At 58.0% G+C, this 19,627-nt stretch carries 20 protein-coding genes and 1 pseudogene; 14 read left to right on the top strand and 7 right to left on the bottom strand.

Annotation, left to right across the window (positions count from 1 at the left end; all coding sequences use genetic code 11):
• Positions 1 to 9: 9 nt before the first annotated feature.
• From ku to AC13RM_RS16660, 3 genes are all read right to left on the bottom strand, one after another.
• Complete coding sequence (gene ku, locus AC13RM_RS16670; RefSeq protein WP_374820320.1) at positions 10 to 816, bottom strand: non-homologous end joining protein Ku; 807 nt, start codon at positions 814 to 816, stop codon at positions 10 to 12.
• A 277-nt stretch (positions 817 to 1,093) separates the two neighbouring features.
• Entirely contained in the window at positions 1,094 to 1,369 is a 276-nt protein-coding gene (locus AC13RM_RS16665) for a DUF982 domain-containing protein (RefSeq protein ID WP_113228823.1), read from the bottom strand.
• Positions 1,370 to 1,815: 446 nt separating this feature from the next.
• Positions 1,816 to 2,373 carry a NuoB/complex I 20 kDa subunit family protein gene (locus AC13RM_RS16660; RefSeq protein ID WP_069615666.1) on the bottom strand — a complete coding sequence of 186 codons (558 nt, stop codon included), beginning with the start codon at positions 2,371 to 2,373 and terminating at the stop codon, positions 1,816 to 1,818.
• Between the two features lie 131 nt (positions 2,374 to 2,504).
• Here AC13RM_RS16660 and AC13RM_RS16655 point away from each other — a divergent pair, with 131 nt between their 5' ends.
• On the top strand, positions 2,505 to 3,875 hold the full coding sequence (locus tag AC13RM_RS16655; protein ID WP_374820316.1) for an MFS transporter: 1,371 nt from the start codon (positions 2,505 to 2,507) through the stop codon (positions 3,873 to 3,875).
• Between the two features lie 52 nt (positions 3,876 to 3,927).
• Here the strand turns inward: AC13RM_RS16655 and AC13RM_RS16650 are convergent, their stop codons facing one another.
• A complete protein-coding gene (locus AC13RM_RS16650; RefSeq protein ID WP_374820314.1) occupies positions 3,928 to 4,839 on the bottom strand; it encodes a LysR family transcriptional regulator in 912 nt (303 codons plus the stop codon).
• A gap of 127 nt (positions 4,840 to 4,966) precedes the next feature.
• Between AC13RM_RS16650 and AC13RM_RS16645 the strand changes: the two genes are divergently transcribed.
• The 5 genes from AC13RM_RS16645 (at position 4,967) to AC13RM_RS16625 (ending at position 8,980) form a co-directional block, all read left to right on the top strand.
• On the top strand, positions 4,967 to 5,446 hold the full coding sequence (locus AC13RM_RS16645) for a carboxymuconolactone decarboxylase family protein (protein WP_374820312.1): 480 nt from the start codon (positions 4,967 to 4,969) through the stop codon (positions 5,444 to 5,446).
• A 132-nt stretch (positions 5,447 to 5,578) separates the two neighbouring features.
• Positions 5,579 to 6,493: an MBL fold metallo-hydrolase gene (locus AC13RM_RS16640; protein ID WP_374820310.1), complete on the top strand. Its 915-nt coding sequence runs from the start codon at positions 5,579 to 5,581 to the stop codon at positions 6,491 to 6,493.
• Between the two features lie 161 nt (positions 6,494 to 6,654).
• Positions 6,655 to 7,407, top strand: coding sequence for an SDR family oxidoreductase (locus tag AC13RM_RS16635; RefSeq protein WP_374820308.1), 753 nt, complete (start codon positions 6,655 to 6,657; stop codon positions 7,405 to 7,407).
• A 60-nt stretch (positions 7,408 to 7,467) separates the two neighbouring features.
• Positions 7,468 to 7,884 (top strand): cupin domain-containing protein, encoded by a 417-nt coding sequence (locus tag AC13RM_RS16630; RefSeq protein WP_374820306.1) that lies wholly within the window; start codon positions 7,468 to 7,470, stop codon positions 7,882 to 7,884.
• Positions 7,885 to 7,957: 73 nt separating this feature from the next.
• Complete coding sequence (locus AC13RM_RS16625) at positions 7,958 to 8,980, top strand: mechanosensitive ion channel family protein (protein WP_374820304.1); 1,023 nt, start codon at positions 7,958 to 7,960, stop codon at positions 8,978 to 8,980.
• Here AC13RM_RS16625 and AC13RM_RS16620 read toward each other — a convergent pair.
• Both AC13RM_RS16620 and AC13RM_RS16615 read right to left on the bottom strand, forming a co-directional pair.
• Positions 8,963 to 9,451: an RrF2 family transcriptional regulator gene (locus tag AC13RM_RS16620; RefSeq protein ID WP_374820302.1), complete on the bottom strand. Its 489-nt coding sequence runs from the start codon at positions 9,449 to 9,451 to the stop codon at positions 8,963 to 8,965. The genes AC13RM_RS16625 and AC13RM_RS16620 overlap by 18 nt on opposite strands.
• A gap of 338 nt (positions 9,452 to 9,789) precedes the next feature.
• The gene (locus AC13RM_RS16615) at positions 9,790 to 10,503 is read right to left on the bottom strand and encodes a GntR family transcriptional regulator (protein WP_374820300.1); all 714 of its coding nucleotides are present in this window, start codon (positions 10,501 to 10,503) and stop codon (positions 9,790 to 9,792) included.
• A gap of 309 nt (positions 10,504 to 10,812) precedes the next feature.
• Between AC13RM_RS16615 and AC13RM_RS16610 the strand changes: the two genes are divergently transcribed.
• The 3 genes from AC13RM_RS16610 (at position 10,813) to AC13RM_RS16600 (ending at position 14,661) form a co-directional block, all read left to right on the top strand.
• Positions 10,813 to 12,204: an MFS transporter gene (locus AC13RM_RS16610; protein WP_374820298.1), complete on the top strand. Its 1,392-nt coding sequence runs from the start codon at positions 10,813 to 10,815 to the stop codon at positions 12,202 to 12,204.
• Positions 12,205 to 12,665: 461 nt separating this feature from the next.
• Complete coding sequence (locus tag AC13RM_RS16605) at positions 12,666 to 13,694, top strand: LacI family DNA-binding transcriptional regulator (protein WP_374820296.1); 1,029 nt, start codon at positions 12,666 to 12,668, stop codon at positions 13,692 to 13,694.
• 157 nt (positions 13,695 to 13,851) lie between these two features.
• A complete protein-coding gene (locus tag AC13RM_RS16600; RefSeq protein WP_374820294.1) occupies positions 13,852 to 14,661 on the top strand; it encodes a TIM barrel protein in 810 nt (269 codons plus the stop codon).
• 153 nt (positions 14,662 to 14,814) lie between these two features.
• Here AC13RM_RS16600 and AC13RM_RS16595 read toward each other — a convergent pair whose 3' ends face one another.
• On the bottom strand, positions 14,815 to 15,843 hold the full coding sequence (locus tag AC13RM_RS16595; RefSeq protein ID WP_285174928.1) for a LacI family DNA-binding transcriptional regulator: 1,029 nt from the start codon (positions 15,841 to 15,843) through the stop codon (positions 14,815 to 14,817).
• Positions 15,844 to 15,991: 148 nt separating this feature from the next.
• Here AC13RM_RS16595 and AC13RM_RS16590 point away from each other — a divergent pair, with 148 nt between their 5' ends.
• The 5 genes and pseudogenes from AC13RM_RS16590 to purU all read left to right on the top strand — a co-directional run.
• The gene (locus tag AC13RM_RS16590; protein ID WP_374820292.1) at positions 15,992 to 17,077 is read left to right on the top strand and encodes a fatty acid desaturase family protein; all 1,086 of its coding nucleotides are present in this window, start codon (positions 15,992 to 15,994) and stop codon (positions 17,075 to 17,077) included.
• Positions 17,078 to 17,102: 25 nt separating this feature from the next.
• Positions 17,103 to 17,414 (top strand): MocE family 2Fe-2S type ferredoxin, encoded by a 312-nt coding sequence (locus AC13RM_RS16585; RefSeq protein ID WP_374820290.1) that lies wholly within the window; start codon positions 17,103 to 17,105, stop codon positions 17,412 to 17,414.
• Between the two features lie 10 nt (positions 17,415 to 17,424).
• A complete protein-coding gene (locus AC13RM_RS16580) occupies positions 17,425 to 18,651 on the top strand; it encodes an NAD(P)/FAD-dependent oxidoreductase (protein ID WP_488555315.1) in 1,227 nt (408 codons plus the stop codon).
• A 23-nt stretch (positions 18,652 to 18,674) separates the two neighbouring features.
• The gene (locus tag AC13RM_RS16575) at positions 18,675 to 19,481 is read left to right on the top strand and encodes a 3-methyl-2-oxobutanoate hydroxymethyltransferase (RefSeq protein ID WP_374820286.1); all 807 of its coding nucleotides are present in this window, start codon (positions 18,675 to 18,677) and stop codon (positions 19,479 to 19,481) included.
• Positions 19,482 to 19,533: 52 nt separating this feature from the next.
• Positions 19,534 to 19,627, top strand: a pseudogene (gene purU / locus AC13RM_RS16570) (formyltetrahydrofolate deformylase); the annotation flags it as partial.

The following is a 19,627-nucleotide window of genomic DNA, read 5'->3' as shown; positions in this document are numbered from 1 at the left end:
TGATGCAGACTATCTTCTCTTGGCACCCTTCTCCCGCGAAAGGCTCTTTCGAAGCGCATCCATGATGCTGATGACATTGCCCGCGGCAGGTACCTCTTCGGGCTTTGCCCTTACGGGGCGCTTGCGACCCTTCTTCTTGGCGGCGATGATATCGAGAAGCTTGTCCTGGACGGGATCCGAAACCATGCCGGGATCCCATGATTTCGTTCGCTCGTCTATCAGCTCTCCCACGAGCTTCATCAGTTTGGTGTCGACCGATTTTGCATGGATATCTTCGAAGTAATCCCTTTCATCCCGGACCTCATCACCAAATCGCAAGGTCCACAGGACGATCCCTTTGTCTCGCGGTTCCAGCATGACGGCACGCTCGCGGCGATACATGACGAGCCGGGATATGCCGACCATGCGGCTTGCAGCCATCGCATCACGAATGACGCTGTAGGCTTCCTCGCCGACCGCATCGTTCGGCGTCAGATAATGCGGCGTATCGAACCAGATCCATTCAATGCTGTCGCGCGGTACAAACATTTCGATATCGATCGTTCTGGTACTTTCAAGAGCGACAGCATCGAGCTCTTCATCCTCAAGCATGACATAGTCATTCTCGCCGCGCTCATATCCCTTGACCTCATCGTCTTCATCCACTGCTTTACCCGTAACGGAATCGATATATTGGCTGACGATGCGGTTGCCCGTCTTTCTGTTCAGCGTATGGAACCGAACCTTCTCGTTAACGGTGGTCGCCGGAGCCATGGCGACCGGACATGTCACGAGCGACAGTTTGAGATAGCCTTTCCAGAATGATCTTGGCGCCATGGGTTTTCCTCCATTGGGAAGGGAACGGTCTTTGACAGGCATGGTTCCCCGACCATCCATGCCGTCAAATTCCGGGCTCAATGCATGCTGCCGCCCCCTATTCGCCAGGACAACAGAAGCAGCGGGAACAACGCCAATTCACCCTGATTTGAGAACGAGCAGCCAATGGAGGATCCAATCATGGCAGAGACAGAGATCCACGATATGTTCGTCATCGGCCTTCGAAACGCCTATGCGATGGAGAACCAGGCATTGGGGATGACAAGACCGCAGGTCTTCATGACGACTTCCCTGCCGACATCAGGTGCGCGTCGAGACAGGCAATCACAAAAGCTGCCCGCGACGCCTCGACGGGAATCTTGTGCGAAACCGCCGCAACGCATTTTTCCGTCGCACGCGCATAGGAACTGCTTCGTTCGCAAGGCCATCTTCGTGACAGGAAATGGATCGCGTCTTCCGGCCCCTGGATCAGACAGCCGTCTCGACTGCTGGTCGCAAGGTAGACTGGTGCGGTCCAAAGCATTTTGAATTCCACATCAATCACATTCTGCATCCAATCCTCCCATGTCGTGGATGCCCCTCCCCTGTGTTCGAACCATATGCGCGGACGCTTGTTCCCGAAGCCGAGCCTGTTCGACCGCTTTCTCTGATTAATCGCATCTTGGTGGAGAGCCAATCGATGCAGACTTGAACTTTCCGGGTTCGTGCTATCCGAGAGGCCGGTCGCCCTCGATCATATTGCCAAGGCACTGTTCGGGATCCGCGGCAAAGATAGCTGACGCCACGCATCGGCAGCGGCATCATAGGAGCGCCCCTCTATGACCACATATTCAAGCACGACACGGTAAGGTTTCGGCAGCAGATTACAGGCCTCTTCCATTTCTTGAAGCTTCGATATTCCATGCACCTGCTAAGGGAACGGCTGCATCTTGATGCTTATTCCATGAGAATCTTAACCTCACAGCGCCGCGACGCCGCCACGGAGAGTAAGGCCGACGGCTATCGTTCGATTGTACCGTTGCGGCGAATCTTGCGCTGGAGAAGCAGAATTCCGTAAAGCAAGGCCTCTGCTGTTGGCGGGCAACCAGGCACATAAATATCGATCGGAATGATCCGATCGCATCCGCGTACCACCGAATAGGAATAGTGATAATAGCCGCCGCCATTGGCGCATGATCCCATGGAGATCACGTAACGCGGCTCGGGCATCTGGTCATAGACCTTGCGCAGCGCCGGCGCCATCTTGTTGCACACGGTACCGGCAACGATCATCAGATCCGACTGCCGCGGGCTACCTCTCGGCGCGGCGCCAATGCGTTCCACATCATAGCGCGGCATCGACATCTGCATCATCTCGATGGCGCAACAGGCAAGCCCGAACGTCATCCACATCAGCGATCCGGTGCGCGCCCAACTGACGAACTCGTCCGTGCTCGTGACGAGAAAGCCCTTGTCGGCGAGTTCATTGTTGATCGTTCCCATGAACGGGTCGCCGGTCGGCGCCTGGCCGGGATGTTGAAAATCGCTGATGACAGGGCGGTCTTTGTAGGAAGACATGGTCCGTTCTCCCGTGGAAAGCTTCCGAACTTGCGCGCAACAGGCTTGTTCCAGGCATGAGTACCCACTTCGATACCGTCAAGGTGGAAACCAAATAAGCTGCGCGACGTTTGTTTCCGTGAGGAAATGTCATGCATTCAATCGAACAGCGCGACAGCCGGCCTTCGGAACTGCATCCTGCCCCTCTGACCATTCTCTGCCTGGGCGTGATCGTTGCGCAGGTCGACACATCGGTTGTCAATCTGGCTGTCCAACCAATCGGCAAGAGCCTTCAGGCTTCCGTGACCCAGATGCAATGGGTCGTCGACGCCTATAATCTTGTCTACGCCGCACTTCTGATCAGTGGCGGTCTGCTTGCTGATCTTTACGGACGTCGCCTGATTTTCATCATCGGTTGCGTTATCTTCACAATCGCAAGTCTTGGATGCGCCTTGGCTCCGACGATCACGATTCTGATCGGCGCCAGAGCGATAACCGGCCTCGGATCGGCCTTTCTGATACCGGCCTCTCTCTCGCTCATTCGAGTGATCTATCCGGACGAGCGGATTCGCGGCCGAGCGCTCGGTATCTGGGCCGGTTGCAACGGCATGTCGCTTGCCATCGGACCAAGTCTTGGCGGATATCTGATCCACAATTTCGGTTGGCGGGCTGTCTTCCTCGTCGTGGTTCCCATCGGCGTGGCCGCGGCTGCCGGAGCATTGCTTTGGATCGTGGAAAGTGCAGATAAGAAGGGACGATCGTTCGACACTCTGGGTCAGCTATTGGGCATCTCGTCGCTGGCTGCCATCACTCTGGCGGCAATCGAGTCCTCGCATTTTCCGATAGTCTGGACGATCCTGCTGGCACTTTGCGGCTTCGGTTTGCTGGCGTTTTTTATCCTGGTGGAACGACGCCTCGATCAGCGGGCTCTCGTGCCGCTGTCGATGTTTTCCACCGGGCGGTTCAGCGGGGCGATGGCGGGAACGGCCGCCATGACGTTCGGCATGTACGGGACGCTCTTTCTGTTTCCCCTCGCCTCGCTCAGCCTCAATCGACTCTCTCCAATCGCGGTAGGGCTGGCACTATTGCCCATGGCACTGAGCTTCGTAGCAATCTCACCCTTTTCTGGCTTCTTCTCGGAACATCTGGGAAAACGGCACACTATCAGCATCGGGTTGGCGACGATAGGACTGGGGAACCTTGTGCTCGGCATTGCTCTCGACGGTAACCTGTTCATCGCCGAGGAATTCGGCCTGCTGCTGACCGGTATCGGGATGGGCATGGCGACCGGACCTCTCACAGCAGTCGCGGTTTCGAGTGTCGTCCGTGAACGCGCCGGAACTGCGAGCGCACTGATCAACGTCGCACGCATGGTTGGCGCAACCATCGGCGTGGCCGCACTCGGATCCGTCTACGCGTTCTTCCCGGAGCCCGCTTTCGGGTTCATCGTCGCCATGTTTTGCGGCGGCGGTATTCAGCTCTTCGGCAGCATAGCGGCGTGGCGATATCTCAAGCGAGCGTGAATCCCACTTTTTATGCGGGTGACGTTCGACAATCCGAGCGCCATCCAAGCAATCAATGAGACGACGCAGGCGCCATCAGCGGATCCTTACCGACTATCTCAATCAGGAAATCGAGAACCGTCCTGATGCGCAACGGCAGGTTCCGACGCGATGGGTAGACGACGCTGATGGCGACCCGGCTCGGCGGAAAGTCTGGCATGACGTTCACCAGCCTGCCGTTCTCGATGTCGGACCCGACAAGAATGTGGGAAAGTACGGCAATCCCGTTGCCGGCCAGCACGGCACGGTGGACGGCAACCGCATTGCTGGCGATGAGGCGGGGCGCGATCCGCACGCTAACGTCCTCGGCGCCATTGGAGAACGACCATGCCCGGCCGTTTCCGGCGCGACTGTAACTGATGCAATCATGAGCACTGACATCGTCGGGCGTTTTAGGTGCTATCCGCTCTCGCAGATAAGAAGGCGCAGCAACGAGAAAGGCCGTCGTCCACCCAATTCTGCGGCACATCAGACTGCAGTCCGCAACCGTTCCAAGCCGTACCTCGAGATCGATCCCCTCTTCGACCAGGTCGGACGGTTCCTCGCGAAAGAGCAAGTCGACGGCAAGTCCCCGATGGCGTTCGAGCAGCATCCCGAGCCGATCGCTGACGTAAAGCCCGAGCGGGGTGGGCAGAGCCAGTCGTACCTTGCCGGCCACGCGCCCACCATCACGACATGTGGTTTCACTAAGCGCCTCGACCGCTTCGATGACCTTGAGTGCCATCGGGATGATCTGCTCCCCCTCCGCCGTCAGCGCCAGCGCGGTGGTCGTGCGATGCAGCAGACGTGTGTTGAGATGCGCTTCCAGCGCCGAAACCTGGCGTGAAACTGCAGGCTGCGTCAGCCTGAGATCAATCGCTGCGGCGGAAAAGGAGCCAGTCTCCACCACCCGCATGAATGTTTGCAACGCGCATACGATATCCATCCCCACCCCATACTTTTCGGCATAGGCCTTATGTTCGAACCTTAGCCCGGAAGGACTTTACTGTCCAGTTATTAAGGATATCTTTTATCCATAAGGACACTTTATATCCTTAATAACGGAGGCGACCATGACCCAGCGTTTGAATTATGCCCAGCAATCACCGGAACTCTTCAGGAAACTCTCGGAACTCAGCATGGCTCTGAAGGACAGCGCCATCGAACAGAAGATCCAGGATCTCGTTCATATCCGTGCATCGCAGATCAACGGCTGCGCTTTCTGCCTGGACATGCATGTCAAGGAAGCCAAGATCCATGGCGAGAGCGAACTCCGGCTCCACCACATAGCCGTCTGGCGGGAATCCAATCTCTTCATTCCTCGGGAGCGCGCCGCGCTCGCCTGGACCGAAGCGGTGACGAAACTGCATGAAGGCGGCATTCCCGACGAGCTCTACGAGCGCGTACGCGGCCAGCTTTCCGAGAAGGAAATCTCCGATCTCACCTTCGTAGTCATGGTCATCAATGCCTGGAACCGCGCCAGCATCGCCTTCAAGACCGTGCCGGGCTCGGCCGACAAGGCCTACGGCCTCGACAAAGCTGGCCTCAACTAAGCCTCTCACAAAAGGCTTCGGCAAACGATGCGTGGCCGTTACGGCGGCCACCACCAAGACATCTCATGACAATCGTTTCAACCGTGGAGCCGGGCAGATCGGTTCCAAGATCTCGATCAACAGGAGACAAACATGGACCTGGACACTTCTCATCCCGTTAAAACAAGCCCTGACGAACTGGTTCCGTCGCGCTACGCAGTGCAGATCGGCGATATCGAGGTGCTCGTGATCAGCGACGGCGTGTTGCCGCTGCCGACCAAGATGCTGGGACATAATGCCGATCCTGCCGAGCGCGCGGCATGGCTGAACGACATGTTCCTGCCGCAGGACGCTTTCGATTGGGCGCTGAACGCGGTCGTGGTGCGCAGCGGCAAGCAGACCATCCTCATCGACGCCGGCCTGGGACTGGACCCGGAGTTGAACCTGCCGCGGGCCGGGCAGTTGATCAAGCGACTGGAAGCCGCCGGCATCGACCTTGGATCCGTGACCGACGTGGTGCTGACCCATATGCATATGGACCACGTTGGCGGGCTGCTCGTCGGCGGGGTGAAGGAGCGACTGCGTCCGGACCTCAAGATCCATGTGGCGGCGGCCGAGGTCAAATTCTGGGAGGCCCCCGACTTCTCTCATGTGTCCATGCCGCCCGGCTTCCCGGACGCGCTTCGAGCTGCCGCCAAGCAGTTCAGAAAAGAGTACGACAGCCACCTCAGATTGTTCGATGATGAGTACGAGGTCGCGCCGGGCGTTATCGTCTCTCGAACTGGCGGCCACACACCCGGGCATAGCGTGGTCCGCGTCGCCTCCGGCAAAGACCGGCTGATGTTTGCCGGCGATGCGGTGTTCGCAGTCGGCTTCGATCACCCTGACTGGTTCAACGGCTTCGAACACGACCCGGAAGAAGCTGCGCGCGTGCGCGTCCGTCTTTTGCGGGAGCTGGCCGAGACGGGCGGACTTCTGGTCGCCACCCATATGCCGTTCCCCTCCGTCGGCCATGTGGCAGCCGACGGCGATGTCTTCCGTTGGGTGCCGGTGTTCTGGGACTACTAACTCTCTGGTGGACGAGTGCCGGGCCGGCGTACAGCCTGCAGAGCTGCACCTTGCCCACCCGAACGGATTTAAAGCGCCGTCAGACGGGCCTGACCCGCAAGCAATCATATGAGAAACGAACGAATAATGCGGCGCGCCAGGCGCCGCGAATGGAGAAGCTCATGAAAATCGTCATCATCGGCGGAACCGGCCTCATCGGTTCGAAGACGGCCGACCGCCTTCGCAAGCAAGGCCACGAAGTCATCGCCGCCGCCCCGAACACCGGCGTCAATACGATTACCGGTGAAGGTCTCGCCGAAGCACTGGCCGGCGCTTCTGTCGTCATGGACCTCGCAAACTCGCCCTCCTTCGAGGACAAGGCGGTGCTCGAATTCTTCGAGACGTCAGGCCGCAATCTGGTGGCGGCGGAAAAGACAGCCGGCGTGAAGCATCATATCGCCCTTTCCATCATCGGTGTCGATCGCCTGCCCGAAAGCGGCTACATGCGCGCCAAGGTCGCCCAGGAAAAGATCATCCGCGACTCCGGCATTCCCTATACGATCGTCCATTCGACGCAGTTCATGGAATTCCTGAGCGGCATCGCCCAGTCCGGCACGGTCGGCGATACGGTACGCCTGTCGCCGGCCTATGTGCAGCCGATCGCATCCGACGACGTCGCCGACAACATGACTGTTGTCGCGAACTCGGCGGCAATCAACGGCATCGTCGAGATCTCGGGTCCGGAACGTGTCCGGCTGAATGAGCTCGTTGCCCGCTACCTCAAGGCAATGGGCGATAGCCGAAAGGTCGTGGCAGATCCGGAAGCCCGCTATTTCGGCGCCAGGCTGGAAGACGGCTCGCTCGTGTCCGACGGCAATCCGCGCCTCGGCCGCATCACCTTCGAGCAATGGTTCGCAACCTCCGCCCGCAAGTGAATGAACACGGTGCAGCGCCGCAGGCGCCGCACCGCCCAGCTCTCAAGAAAGGAATTCGCGATGATCAAGTCAATTCTCGGCCTCGCCCTAGCCGCGCTCCTGTCCACCACTGCCGTTGCACATGATGCCGGCGAGAAGGACGCCAAGGTCACGCTCGTCTACGAGCATGAACTGCCGAACGTTCCCGGCAAGAGCATCAAGGGCGTCCTCGTGGAATACGGTCCCGGAGGCTTTTCCTCGGGCCACACCCATCCGGATTCGGCCTTCATCTATGCGACCGTCCTGGAAGGGGCGATCCGAAGCCAGGTCAACGATAGCCCGGTCAAGGTCTTCAAGGCTGGCGAGAACTTTTCCGAAATGCCGGGCGACCGCCACGGCGTCAGCGAGAATGCCAGCAAGACCAAGCCCGCCAAGCTGCTGGCCGTCTTCGTCGTCGATACCAGCCAGAAGGAACTGACTTTCCCGATCAAGAAATAGCTGGATGAGGGACGAGTGCCGGAGGCGCCCGTCCCTTCCCGGTTTGAGGAAATCATCGTCGGTGAGCCCTATCATGTTTGGCGAACATCATTTTCTGCCGCTCGTCCTGATCAACCTGCTCGGGCTGGCCGGCATTCTCATCTGGCATATCCAGGGGCGCCGTCGTCCGACCGCCCGCCTCGTCGTGCAGATACTGTTCTTTTGCTGCATGAGCCTCGTGCTCTGGCTTGCCGGAATCTCGCCTTATCACTTTGATTACGACGAGCTTCAGGATGCCGGCATCCTGCTTGCCAAGTCCGCAAGGATCCTCTGGTGGCTGCATCTTGCCTGGACGATGATCGGCTTCCTCCATATCTATCTCACCCTCAACCGCCGGCCGCAGGAGGCGCATCTTCTTCAGGATCTGATCGTCGGCATCGTCTATCTCGGAGTCGCCCTATCCGTCATCGGCTTCGTCTTCGGCGCACCCGTTGGGCCGCTGATTGCCACCTCAGGCATCGTCGTCGTTATTATCGGCCTGGCGCTGCAGAACACGCTTGCCGATGTCTTTTCCGGGATCGCGCTGGCACTCGGTCGCGCCTACGTCATCGGCGACTGGATACAGCTCACCGACGGCACCGAAGGTCGCGTCGCTGAAACCAACTGGCGCTCCACCAATCTGCTTTCGGGCGGACATAACGTCGTCGTCCTGCCGAACAGCGTGCTGGCGAAACAGGGCGTCACCAATCGCAGCCGCCCGGACGAATCGCACCAGATCTCGCTGACGATACGAATATCCGCCATTCACAAGCCGCGGCTCGTCGAAGAGGTCATGCTTGCTCTCCTGCAGGGCTGTGAAAGGATCGTCACGAACCCGCCGCCGGCCGTCGCGCTCAAGACGATCGACGCAATCGCCATCGAGGTCGAACTGTTCTTCCGCGTCGCGAGTGCGGCAAGCCGCATATCGGCCCAAAACGAGATCATCGATCTCATCTATGAACATTGCAGGACGAACGGAGTGTCATTGGCGATGCCGGCACATAGTCTCGTCTGCGTCCACGCAGGCGAACAGAGGGAACAGGCAGCGCTCAGGGCGATTTCATCCGGCGCGCTCTAGCACCCATTCGAAGGAGCTTTTCCAGAGTTCCGACGGTATCTCCTTCGACAGGATGCCGACGAGGTCGGACAATCTGACGCCGCGCAGTTTCTCGCGCCACGCTTCGTCGGCCTCCCACATGATGCGCGCCACCGCACAAGGGCTGCTCTCGCAATAGTCCTTCGGGCGGCAAGGGTTGTTGGCGCGAATATTGGCGCAGACGAAGGTTCGCTGCCGCCCCTCGACGGCCTCCACGATCTCCAGAAAAGTGAGATCCGCAGGCGGTCTCGCCAATCGATAACCGCCGGAGGGGCCCAGTGTCGTATCGACAAGCCCGGCCTGAGATAGGCTCTGAAGAGCCTTGGAAAGATATTCCTTGGGAAGCCCATGGAATTCAGCGAGCGCTTTTGTGGAGAGATAGCGGCCATCAGGCAAACCTGCAAGAATGGCGCAACAATGGAGAGCCCATTCGACTTGGCTTTTCAAAATCATAAAATCATTCCAAGGCCCACGGCTGGCACATATCTATCAAGGATAAAGAATATCCTTATTTGACCGCCATGTAAACAAATTCCGAGATGCAGATTTGTCTCTCGCATACTGGGCATACATACGCGAAACGATCCTCAGGAGGCTGCGAGTTGCAACAAAATGGCCTATGCAATTGGCTCTTTGCGACCGACTTGCATTGCAGTTCGCGCAGGCCCACACTGTAAGCAGGTTTGGTCACGGCCGGCTCAAAATACCATTCTTCCCAGTCACTGCTTGCAGGGTGATCGTTGTCGCCGCTTTACCAGCTCAACAAAGAAGTCCTCCAATCGTACCAGAATCTACTCCGGCGCCTTTTGCTTTCCAAAGACGATGCTGAGATAGGTCTCGCCCGAGCGGACAACGTGATTGCGCATCAAGCGCTCGGCCAAGTCCGCATCGCCGGCAACGATCGCATCTGCAATGCTTGCATGTTCATCAAGGGCCTTCTGCCGCTCCGCTGGATCGAGATGAATGATGCGGCGAATGCTTGCATCGTAAAATTGCTGACGTTCGATGAGCTTCGCGAGATAGCCACAGCGTGAACTGCGATGGATGTGGTCGTGAAACGTCTCGTTGAGGGCGATCAGCTGATCGGCATCCCCGGACTTGGTGGCCGTTTTCATCAAATCCACCGTGGCAAGAAGCTCGGCTCCCGACGGCTTGTCTGTGCGTTTAGCGGCGAGACGCGCAATCATCGATTCCAGCGCGGCGCGGGCAAGGATCATCTCTTCGGCCCATTGCATGCTGAACCTGATCGCAATGCCGCGACGCGGCAAGGTTTCGACCAAGCCTTCCATTTCGATCTGGCGCAGTGCCTCCTTGATCGGCGTCGTGCTGACGCCGAACTGCTCTGCCAGCTGTCGCTCGTTAAGCCTTTCGCCGGTGGCAAAGGCGCCTGACAGGATTGCACTTCTAATCGCGCGATAGACATGGTCCCGCACGGTAAGCTGAAAAGCCGGATCAATTCGCTCAAAGGCCGCTACGCGACCCACACCCTGCTTTGCTTCGATCATTTTTGAATCTCGTTGACATGACTTCGATAGCGTGACATCTGGTATATCAGATTTCAGATTCCTGTCGACATCGCAATTCGGCAGCCGAAATCGCCAAAAGAGGTTGAGGAGCCTTGAGGAGGATCTGCCATGCAAAGAGATCTGGCACGCCTGGCGGAATTGAACAGCCAGTCCCGGCCGCCGACAGGCGGCGCTCTTTAGGACGCTGGTCATAGCCGGCTTCAGGCGCCACCCTTCCCCGATTGCCCTTCAGTTGCAGAAGAAGCACCCGACTACCCGGAAAGCCCCGATGCTCCGAAAGGTTCCTAAATGAAGACACATGCTTCCGCTCCACCTGGCACGCCCCGCGCCGGCTACCAACGGTTCATCGTGCTGGCGCTCATTACAGTGATCTTGGCGGTCAGCACCGGGGATAGAGCAACCCTTTCTGTCGCAGGCCCCGGCATTGCAAAAGATCTCGGCATCAATGCCGTGAATATGGGATGGCTCTTTTCCGCATTCTCGTGGAGCTACTTCATTGCACAGGTCCCATCGGGCTATATCGTCGACCGGACAGGCGCCAAGGCTGCCATGTTGGTTTCCCTGGCCGGATGGTCAATCGCGATCACCCTTGTCAGCGGTGTCGGATATTTTGCCTATCCTGTAGTCGCACTCTACGTTCTAAGATTCGTGCTGGGACTCCTGGAGGGACCGGTGACACCGGCCTCCGCTCGCATCATCGCCGCATGGTTTCCATCGGACGAACGTGGCGTCGCCGGCGCAATCTTCAACTCGGCTCAATATCTTTCTCTTGCAGTCTTCACGCCCCTGATGGGGGCGCTGTTCCATTATCTTGGCTGGGAACACATCTTCTCGGTCATGGGAGTGATCGGATTGGTTTTGGCGCTCGTCTGGTGGAGAGCCTATTTCGCGCCGAGCCGCCATCCGCAGGTCACAAAAGCGGAGATCGCCTATATTAAAGCCGGCGGGGCGCTGACCGATGTTGGAGGAGAAAAGCCCAAAGCGAGCGAGGCGCAAACTCCCACTCGACAGATCGCTCGACAAATTCTGACAAATCGCATGTTGCTCGGGATTTTCCTTGCCCAATATTGCATCGCGACGCTTTCGACCTTCTTCATTTCCTGGTTTCCGAGCTACCTGGTTCAGGAAAGACATTTCTCGATGCTTCAGGCCGGCTTCGTGGCATCCCTGCCGGCAATCTTCGGATGCATCGGCGGCGTTTCCACCGGCTTTTTCTCCGACTGGCTGCTGCGCAAGTCCGGTTCCCTCAGTCTTGCCAGGAAAATCCCGATCACCATCGGGCTCGGCCTCAGCGCCACCATCATCCTGTGCAACTATACGGATGTGAATGCCATTGTCGTGGCGATCATGTGCGCGGCCTTTTTCGGCAAGGGCTTCGGGGCGCTCGGATGGACGGTCGTTGCCGATACGGCGCCCAAGGAGGCAATCGGCCTGACCGGCGGCTTGTTCAATGCTGCCGGCAGTATCGGTGGGGTCATTACTCCGGTCGCAATCGGCTATATTATCGAAGGGACCGGCTCCTTCCACGGCGCCCTCCTCTATGTCGGATTGCACGTCATAGGTGCGGTGGTGAGTTACTGGGTGCTGGTTGGCAAGATCGAACGGTTCGAGATTTCAAAAGCATCATTCGATCCCGTTGGCGGCGAGCTCGTACTTGCCAAAGGCGATCGCGATCATTGAGCTCTCAGATGATGGTTTGAGGAACAAACTGATTTTGGCCTTCCTGGGATGCGAGTTCGGCGTTGCATTGAGGTAGGAGGCGAAGAAATCGCTAATATCAGCATCGATCAAGAAGCGATGTTTGCGCCGAACGGTCAGTTTTCTCGCAGCGCATTCAAGTTTCTGCGCAATCTGCCATGATGCGTTTTTTGGATATCGATGCCTGCCGGACCTAGGGGCCAGGAAGGATATATCGAAACATGGGAATGTCCCTTCTCCATGATCGATCAGATGGCGACCGTTGCAGCCATGCCAGATGACAGAGACTGAAGTAGACTATCAACATTTTGATAGGTCGAGGCGCAATTGACCCCTCTTGGAGCACCTTTCACTTTGACTTAGATTGCCGATCAATGACGAAGCCTGTTGGATCTGGCGAATAAGGCAAGGTCAGCAATCCCCAGGACCCGATCAGGAATTATATGAAGCGGACAAGAATTGAGGATATCGCCAAAGAGGCGAAGGTAAGCAAGGCGACTGTAGATCGTGTCATTCACAAGAGGGGCTTCGTTCGCGAGGAAACGGTCCGCAAGGTCGCAGAAGCAGCGCATAAACTGGCCTATTATGCGAGTGGTTTGATTGATCGGCAGCTGACCGCACCGCTTGCAAAAGTGAGATTTGGCTTTCTGCTCATAAAGGAAAGGCAGGAGTTTTATCAGTCTTTCAGCGAAGAACTGAGCCGGGCGGTGGCAGACCGTCAGGATTTTCGCGGCGAAGTGACCATTCGATATTCTCCGTCTCAGTCGCCGGCAGACTTCGCAGCGATCATGCAGGAACTTGCCGCGCATAGCGATGCGATAGCTTGCACTGCGGTCAACCATGGCATTGTCAATGAAGCCGCCCAGAGCTTGCGGCAGAACGGAACTCCTGTCTTCGCCTTGCTGAATGATTTCGGCCACGGGGCGCGTCAAACTTATATCGGTCTCGACAATCACAAGGTCGGACGCCTGGCGGCATGGATGATTGCCATCGCAAGCCGCCAGCCCGGAAAAGTGGCGATTTTTCTTGGCAGTAATCGCTGGCAGGGACACGAATTGAAGGAAGCCGGATTTCGTTCCTACCTGGGTCAGTTGCGCGCGGATCTCGATATCTTGGAACCGGTCATCAATCTTGAAACAAGGAAACTGACCCATGAAACCGCGGTCGTCTTGCTTGAGCGTCATCCGGATCTGAGAGGCATCTACGTCGCAGGCGGCGGGATGGAAGGCGCAATAGCGGCGCTGCGGGAAACGCGCACGCCCGGAGAGGTCGCCCTCATCGTCAATGAGCTCACCTCAGTCAGTCGCGCGGCCCTTTCTGACGGCTATGCGACAATGGTCATCGGCACGCCTCTGGCGCAGCTTTGCCGGGACACCGTCGAGCTGATGGCACAAAGCGTGCTTCAGGGTAATGCTCAAATGCCGGACGCGCATTTTCTGGAGCCACAAGTTTTTCTACCTCCTTCCATCTGAAAATGAGGTGAAACACCTCACGCAGAAGGCGTGAGAAACCTCAGCGATGCGCTAATCCAAATTCCACCCGATTGCGCGCCACCGAACCTTTTGGCATTGCCTAGAGACGCGTGGCACGCTCCGCCGGAGCAGCAATATCGGGATTTTGGGAGGAAACATGTTCTGGGCACTCAATCAGATTACGGCACCAAATCTTAGCTACACCGATTTTCTTGACCTATCGATTGCTCTCGGCTGCCAGGGAGTAGAGGTTCGCAACGACCTCAAGCGCCAGCTATTTGACGGCCTTTCGCCGGTCGAGGCAGGCAAAATGGTTCGGGACCGAGGTCTGCGGCTCTTTGGCCTGTCCCAGGTCTATCCGTTCAATTTTTGGTCGGATGATATCGAGCGGAAGGTTCGGGACCTAATTGCAATCGCCAAGGAAGCTGGTGCTGAAACCATCAGCCTGATCCCGCGAAACGAGGGGATCGGCACCGAGGCGCAGGAGCGCAAAGCCAATCTCGAAACGTCCCTTGCCGCCATTTTGCCTCTTCTTGAAGAGGCGGAGCTGGTCGCACTGGTCGAACCGCTAGGGTTTCAGCGTTCCTCGCTGCGTTACAAGGCAGAGCTCGTGGACGCGATCAACGCGCTCGGCGCGGCGCACCGTTATAAACTCGTCCATGACACGTTCCATCACGCCTTGGCGGATGGCGGGCCAATTTTCGCCGGTCACACGGGTATCGTCCACATATCGGCTGTCGTTGATCCGACGTTGCAGCTGAACCAGATGGAAGACGATCACCGGGTTCTCGTCGACGGATTGGACCGACTGGACAATGTAGGTCAGATCAAGGCTCTGCGGGCTGCCGGATATGTCGGACCGATTTCCTACGAATGCTTCTCTCCGCTGGTGCACGACCTCACCAACCCACGAGAAGCGATCCAAGCTTCGTTTGATTTCATCGAATCGTGCCTAAAGGCCGGGTGATCGCCAAGCCGGCGATGCAAGGGAGCCTGCCGAGCTTGGCTGTGGCCGGCTCGGTCCGATCTGGTATCGATAAGATCGAGCTCCTTGTTTTAGCCCTTTCGCGTGGGTAGCGGCACTGCCAACGCGACCCTGCCATCGCCGGCTTTCCTTCATTCAAATATTCTCGGAGATATAGATCTCGAACGGGAAAAAAGTCTGGCGCGCGGTCGTTTGCGCGCTTCCTTCGACTGAACTCACCATTTGCGTGATGAGCTCTCTGCACAGAAGAGGCAGCGGAGTGCAAATCGCCATTGCAACGGTTCCATCCATCAGTGCACCCTTACTCTCGGGAACAAGCTCGTTAACGATGAGGGTCACGTCACCTGCCCGATTTTCTTCCCGAAGTGCGGCGATCGCCCCCTCCATTCCGCCGCCGGCGACATAAAGACCGATAAGGTCTTTATGCTTCTGCAGAAGATCGAGCGTCGCCTCATGCGTGACGTCGACGGCGTCGAAATTGATAAGCGTTTCCAGCACTTCGAATTCCGGCGCATTCTCGCGGAAATAGGAGCGAAAACCCAGCTCTCGCAACTCGTGGCCGTGAAAACGGTGGCTGCCCACGAAACACGCCACTTTGCCCGGCTTACGAGCCGTGCGCGCGATCGTCCAGGCAGCAGATCTCCCGACCTTTCTGTTGTCGAGGCCGAGATATCCCTCCCGAACGCCCGCGGCAAAGTCGGAAAGTACGGAAAAGACCGGAATCCCCTTTTCCTTGAGCTCGTCGACGATCGCCTCGACAGCTGGATAATCAGGGGCGACGACGGCCACGGCCTGATTACGCGCTGCCAGCGCTCGCATTTTCTCCGCGATCACGCTCGGTGTCGAGACAGCCGGATAGTCGATTTGCACCTGCAGCTTCGCTGTCGTCGTCGCCGCCGCAGCGGCTTCGATCTCTTTGGCAAAGGCTTGATAAAATGATTGCGTAGGCTTCTGCAACAGGAATGCGAGCTGATAGCGTGGCACGTCTTCGAAGACGCGCTGACGCAGGAGGCCGACGGCATGATAACCGATGTCCTGCGCCGCTTCATAGACGCGCCGTGCCGTCTGCTCGCGGACCGGAAGGCGGCCGTTCAGCACACGATCGATGGTGGCGACACTGACGCCGGACGCCTTGGCGAGATCCGATATGGTGGGGCGACGCATGGCTGCTCCTGATGGAATTCATCATTTCTGCGTTATCTTGATGATAGATTTTGATAGATTCCATCATTCCTGCATTGAGGCAAGCAAAAAGTCGATCTATCGTTCCGGCATTGAGGACGAGGCGCTCTGCGCATCGCGGGAGGCAGGGATGACGACGATAATCAGGCGTGACTATGATCTGCTCGGCGCAAGCGGCAGACTGGCGGTGGAAACGGGGCTGGCCGCCGCCGAATGGTATCATACAGATGTTGCGCGCAAGGATATGAAGGCGCTGATGCAGCGCTCGGATGCGCCAGCGATCCGCGACACCATCATCTGGCTTGGCAGCATGGCGGTCTTCGCAACACTTGGCGTCTACTTCTGGGGGTCGTGGATCTGCGTTCCTTTCTTCCTGGCCTATGGCGTGCTCTACGGCTCGGCCTCGGACAGCCGCTGGCATGAATGCGGTCACGGCACAGCATTCAAGACACGCTGGATGAACGACACGGTCTATCAGATCGCCTGCTTCATGATCATGCGCAATCCGGTGACATGGCGCTGGAGCCACGCGCGCCATCACACCGATACCGTCATCGTCGGTCGCGACCCGGAAATTGCCGTCATGAGGCCGCCGGATCTTCTCCGCCTCGTCCTGAATTTCTTCGGCATCCTCGATGCCTGGTACGCCATGATCGACATGCTGCGCAATTCTGCCGGCTTCGTCAGTGCTGCGGAAAAGACCTTCATTCCCGAGATGGAGCAGCCGAAAGCGATCCGCATCGCCCGCATCTGGCTTGCCATCTACATCGTCACCATCGCATCAGCGATCGCCATGGGCTCGATCCTGCCGCTGATGCTGATAGGCCTTCCCCGGCTCTATGGCGCCTGGCACCACGTTCTGACCGGCCTGCTGCAGCATGGCGGCCTTGCCGACAATGTCATCGATCATCGCCTGAACAGCCGCACCGTCATGATGAACCCGGTCAGCCGCTTCATCTACTGGAACATGAACTACCATGTCGAACATCACATGTTCCCGATGGTGCCCTATCATGCGCTGCCGAAGCTGCATGCGATGATCAAGCATGATCTGCCGGCCGCCAATCCGTCCATCTGGTCCGGCTATCGCGAGATGATCCCCGCTTTCCTGCGGCAATTGCGCAACGAGGACTATTTCCTGAAGCGTGAGCTGCCGCCAACGGCGCGGCCTTATCGCGAGGAATTCCACGGCGAGCTACCGGCCGCGGCTCAATAACATCGACATTGCAAGGGAGGAAAACATGAGCAATTGGATCGAAGTCTGCGCCGCTGATGCAATCGACGAGGAGGATGTCATCCGTTTCGATCATGACGGACGGACCTTCGCCGTCTATCGCAGCCCCGAGGATGATTATTTCGCGACCGACGGCTTATGCACGCACGAGAAAATCCATCTCGCCGATGGCCTTGTCATGGACAACATCATCGAATGTCCCAAGCACAACGGCCGCTTCGACTACCGTACCGGCGAAGCCAAAGGTGCTCCGGTCTGCGTCAATCTGCAGACTTATCCGGTCAAGATCGAAAACGGCACCGTCTTCATCGAGCTCTGAGGAGACTATCGTGGCGCATTTCGTCATTGTCGGAGCCGGAGAATGCGGCGCCCGCGCTGCCTTCGCACTTCGCGAAAAGGGATTTGAGGGCTACATCACCCTCATCGGCGCCGAGCCGCTGGCCCCATACGAACGCCCACCGCTTTCGAAGGGCGGATCGGATGCGGCGCTCGAGCCAAAATTCGTCGCCGCATTGGAGCGTTACCAGGAGCAATCGATCGACCTGAGGCTCGATACGACGGTGACAGCGATCGCTCCTTCCACGAAGACCATCAGGCTCGCGGATGGAGAAACGCTTAGCTACGACAAACTGCTGCTTGCAACCGGAGCCTCGGCACGCAGCCTTCCCGGCACCGACGGCACCTCTCGTCGCATCCGCATGCTGCGGACCCATGCGGATGCGGTGGCATTGCATGCCGCGCTCAATCCCGGACAGCACATTGCCATCATTGGCGGCGGCTTCATCGGTCTGGAACTGGCAGCGACGGCACGCAAGCGCGGCGCCGACGTCACGGTCATCGAGGGTCTGCAGCGGGTGTTGAAACGCGGCGTGCCGGAGGAAATCGCCGAGGCAATTACCGAGCGGCATCGTCAGGAGGGTGCCGATATACGCTGCGGTCAGGTCATCGAAGCGGTGCAGGAGGACGCCGACAAGGTCGTCGTTCGTATGGCGACCGGAGACGTGATCTCTGCCGATCTGCTGCTCGTCGGTATCGGTGCCCTGCCGAATGCCGCGCCCGCTGCCGAAGCGGGCCTTACGATCAACAACGGCATTGCCGTCAACGAGCGGCTGGAAACCTCCGTTGCCGACATCTATGCGGCGGGCGATTGCTGCTCCTTTCCGCTGGCGCTCTATGGCGGAAGGCGTGTTCGCCTCGAATCCTGGCGCAATGCGCAGGAGCAGGCCAATCTCGCCGCCGCCAACATGCTGGGAGAAGGTGCGGAGATATCCTCGGTGCCGTGGTTCTGGTCCGATCAATATGATCTGACATTGCAGATTGCCGGCCTTGCGGATGAAGCGGTCGCCCATGTACGGCGCGACCTCGATGACGGGGCGTTCATCCTCTTCCATCTCGGCGCGGACGGAAGGCTGCTCGCCGCCAGCGGTATCGGACGCGGCAATGCCATAGCGCGTGATATCCGCCTTGCCGAGATGCTGATCGCCGCCCGCGCGCATCCGGATCAAGCTGCTCTGGCGGCAAGCACGGTCAAGCTGAAGTCGCTGCTTGCGGCCTAACCATCCATATCGAGGAACATCCAATGCAAAAGCACAATCGTCCGACGGTTGCCGATCTCCTGTCGCTCAAAGGAAAGCGACAATTGACAATGCTGCGCGTCACGTCGCTTGAGGAAGCGGAAGCCGCCGAGAGAGCTGGCATCGATATGCTTTCTGTCCCACCAGCACTTTTGGGCCCCTCATTCCGTGAAGCCGCACCGAGCCCCTTTGCAATACCGGGCCTGGAATATGGCGACTATGTTTCGGCGGAAGAATATATGCGGGAGGCATTCAAGGCATTGAAAGCCGGAGGCGATGCCGTTTATTGCGCTGCAAGTCTCGCGATCATTCGACGGATGCGGGATGAGGGAATTCCCGTCTGTAGCCACGTTGGCCTCATTCCTTCGAAAGCGACATGGACGGGTGGCTTCCGTGCCGTCGGAAAAACATCGATCAGCGCTTTTGAAATTTGGCGCCAGACCAAGGCGTTGGAAGAAGCCGGCGCTTTTGCCGTCGAAATCGAGGTTGTGCCTGGTGACGTTGCGGCCGCCATCAGCCAAAGGACATCGATGCTGATGATTTCGATGGGTGCGGGAACAGGATGTGACGCGCAATATCTGTTTGCCGATGATGTCCTTGGCAGCAATCGCGGCCATCGCCCCCGCCATGCGAAGGTCTACCGCGATTTCGCGGCAGAGTTCGACCGGCTGCAGAATGAGCGCGTTGCCGCCTTTGCCGAATTTGCCGGGGACGTTCGTTCCGGCGTCTATCCGGAGAAGAAGCACCAGGTCGGGATCGACAGGCAAGAGCTTGAGGCGTTCCTGCACATGCTCGCTGCGCAAACCCTTTAATCGCACCCTGGACTTCGGGTGAAGCATCTATCACAAAATTGGGCTATTTCGAATGAAAACCTATGTATTGACAGTTGCGTGCAAATCGACGCGTGGGATTGTTGCGGCGATCTCGAACTATCTGGCCGGTGAGGGCTGCAACATCC

Source organism: Martinezella sp. CNPSo 3732 (assembly GCF_057784515.1).
The sequence above is the reverse complement of the archived record's forward strand: the minus strand, read 5'-3'. Positions and strand labels throughout refer to the sequence as shown.

What these genes read in the sequence shown, in the direction of transcription:
- ku (WP_374820320.1), bottom strand. Translation starts at nt 816, where the DNA reads ATGGCGCCAAGATCATTCTGGAAAGGCTATCTCAAACTGTCGCTCGTG.
- AC13RM_RS16665 (WP_113228823.1), bottom strand. Translation starts at nt 1,369, where the DNA reads ATGCAGAATGTGATTGATGTGGAATTCAAAATGCTTTGGACCGCACCA.
- AC13RM_RS16660 (WP_069615666.1), bottom strand. Translation starts at nt 2,373, where the DNA reads ATGTCTTCCTACAAAGACCGCCCTGTCATCAGCGATTTTCAACATCCC.
- AC13RM_RS16655 (WP_374820316.1), top strand. Translation starts at nt 2,505, where the DNA reads ATGCATTCAATCGAACAGCGCGACAGCCGGCCTTCGGAACTGCATCCT.
- AC13RM_RS16650 (WP_374820314.1), bottom strand. Translation starts at nt 4,839, where the DNA reads ATGGATATCGTATGCGCGTTGCAAACATTCATGCGGGTGGTGGAGACT.
- AC13RM_RS16645 (WP_374820312.1), top strand. Translation starts at nt 4,967, where the DNA reads ATGACCCAGCGTTTGAATTATGCCCAGCAATCACCGGAACTCTTCAGG.
- AC13RM_RS16640 (WP_374820310.1), top strand. Translation starts at nt 5,579, where the DNA reads ATGGACCTGGACACTTCTCATCCCGTTAAAACAAGCCCTGACGAACTG.
- AC13RM_RS16635 (WP_374820308.1), top strand. Translation starts at nt 6,655, where the DNA reads ATGAAAATCGTCATCATCGGCGGAACCGGCCTCATCGGTTCGAAGACG.
- AC13RM_RS16630 (WP_374820306.1), top strand. Translation starts at nt 7,468, where the DNA reads ATGATCAAGTCAATTCTCGGCCTCGCCCTAGCCGCGCTCCTGTCCACC.
- AC13RM_RS16625 (WP_374820304.1), top strand. Translation starts at nt 7,958, where the DNA reads ATGTTTGGCGAACATCATTTTCTGCCGCTCGTCCTGATCAACCTGCTC.
- AC13RM_RS16620 (WP_374820302.1), bottom strand. Translation starts at nt 9,451, where the DNA reads ATGATTTTGAAAAGCCAAGTCGAATGGGCTCTCCATTGTTGCGCCATT.
- AC13RM_RS16615 (WP_374820300.1), bottom strand. Translation starts at nt 10,503, where the DNA reads ATGATCGAAGCAAAGCAGGGTGTGGGTCGCGTAGCGGCCTTTGAGCGA.
- AC13RM_RS16610 (WP_374820298.1), top strand. Translation starts at nt 10,813, where the DNA reads ATGAAGACACATGCTTCCGCTCCACCTGGCACGCCCCGCGCCGGCTAC.
- AC13RM_RS16605 (WP_374820296.1), top strand. Translation starts at nt 12,666, where the DNA reads ATGAAGCGGACAAGAATTGAGGATATCGCCAAAGAGGCGAAGGTAAGC.
- AC13RM_RS16600 (WP_374820294.1), top strand. Translation starts at nt 13,852, where the DNA reads ATGTTCTGGGCACTCAATCAGATTACGGCACCAAATCTTAGCTACACC.
- AC13RM_RS16595 (WP_285174928.1), bottom strand. Translation starts at nt 15,843, where the DNA reads ATGCGTCGCCCCACCATATCGGATCTCGCCAAGGCGTCCGGCGTCAGT.
- AC13RM_RS16590 (WP_374820292.1), top strand. Translation starts at nt 15,992, where the DNA reads ATGACGACGATAATCAGGCGTGACTATGATCTGCTCGGCGCAAGCGGC.
- AC13RM_RS16585 (WP_374820290.1), top strand. Translation starts at nt 17,103, where the DNA reads ATGAGCAATTGGATCGAAGTCTGCGCCGCTGATGCAATCGACGAGGAG.
- AC13RM_RS16575 (WP_374820286.1), top strand. Translation starts at nt 18,675, where the DNA reads ATGCAAAAGCACAATCGTCCGACGGTTGCCGATCTCCTGTCGCTCAAA.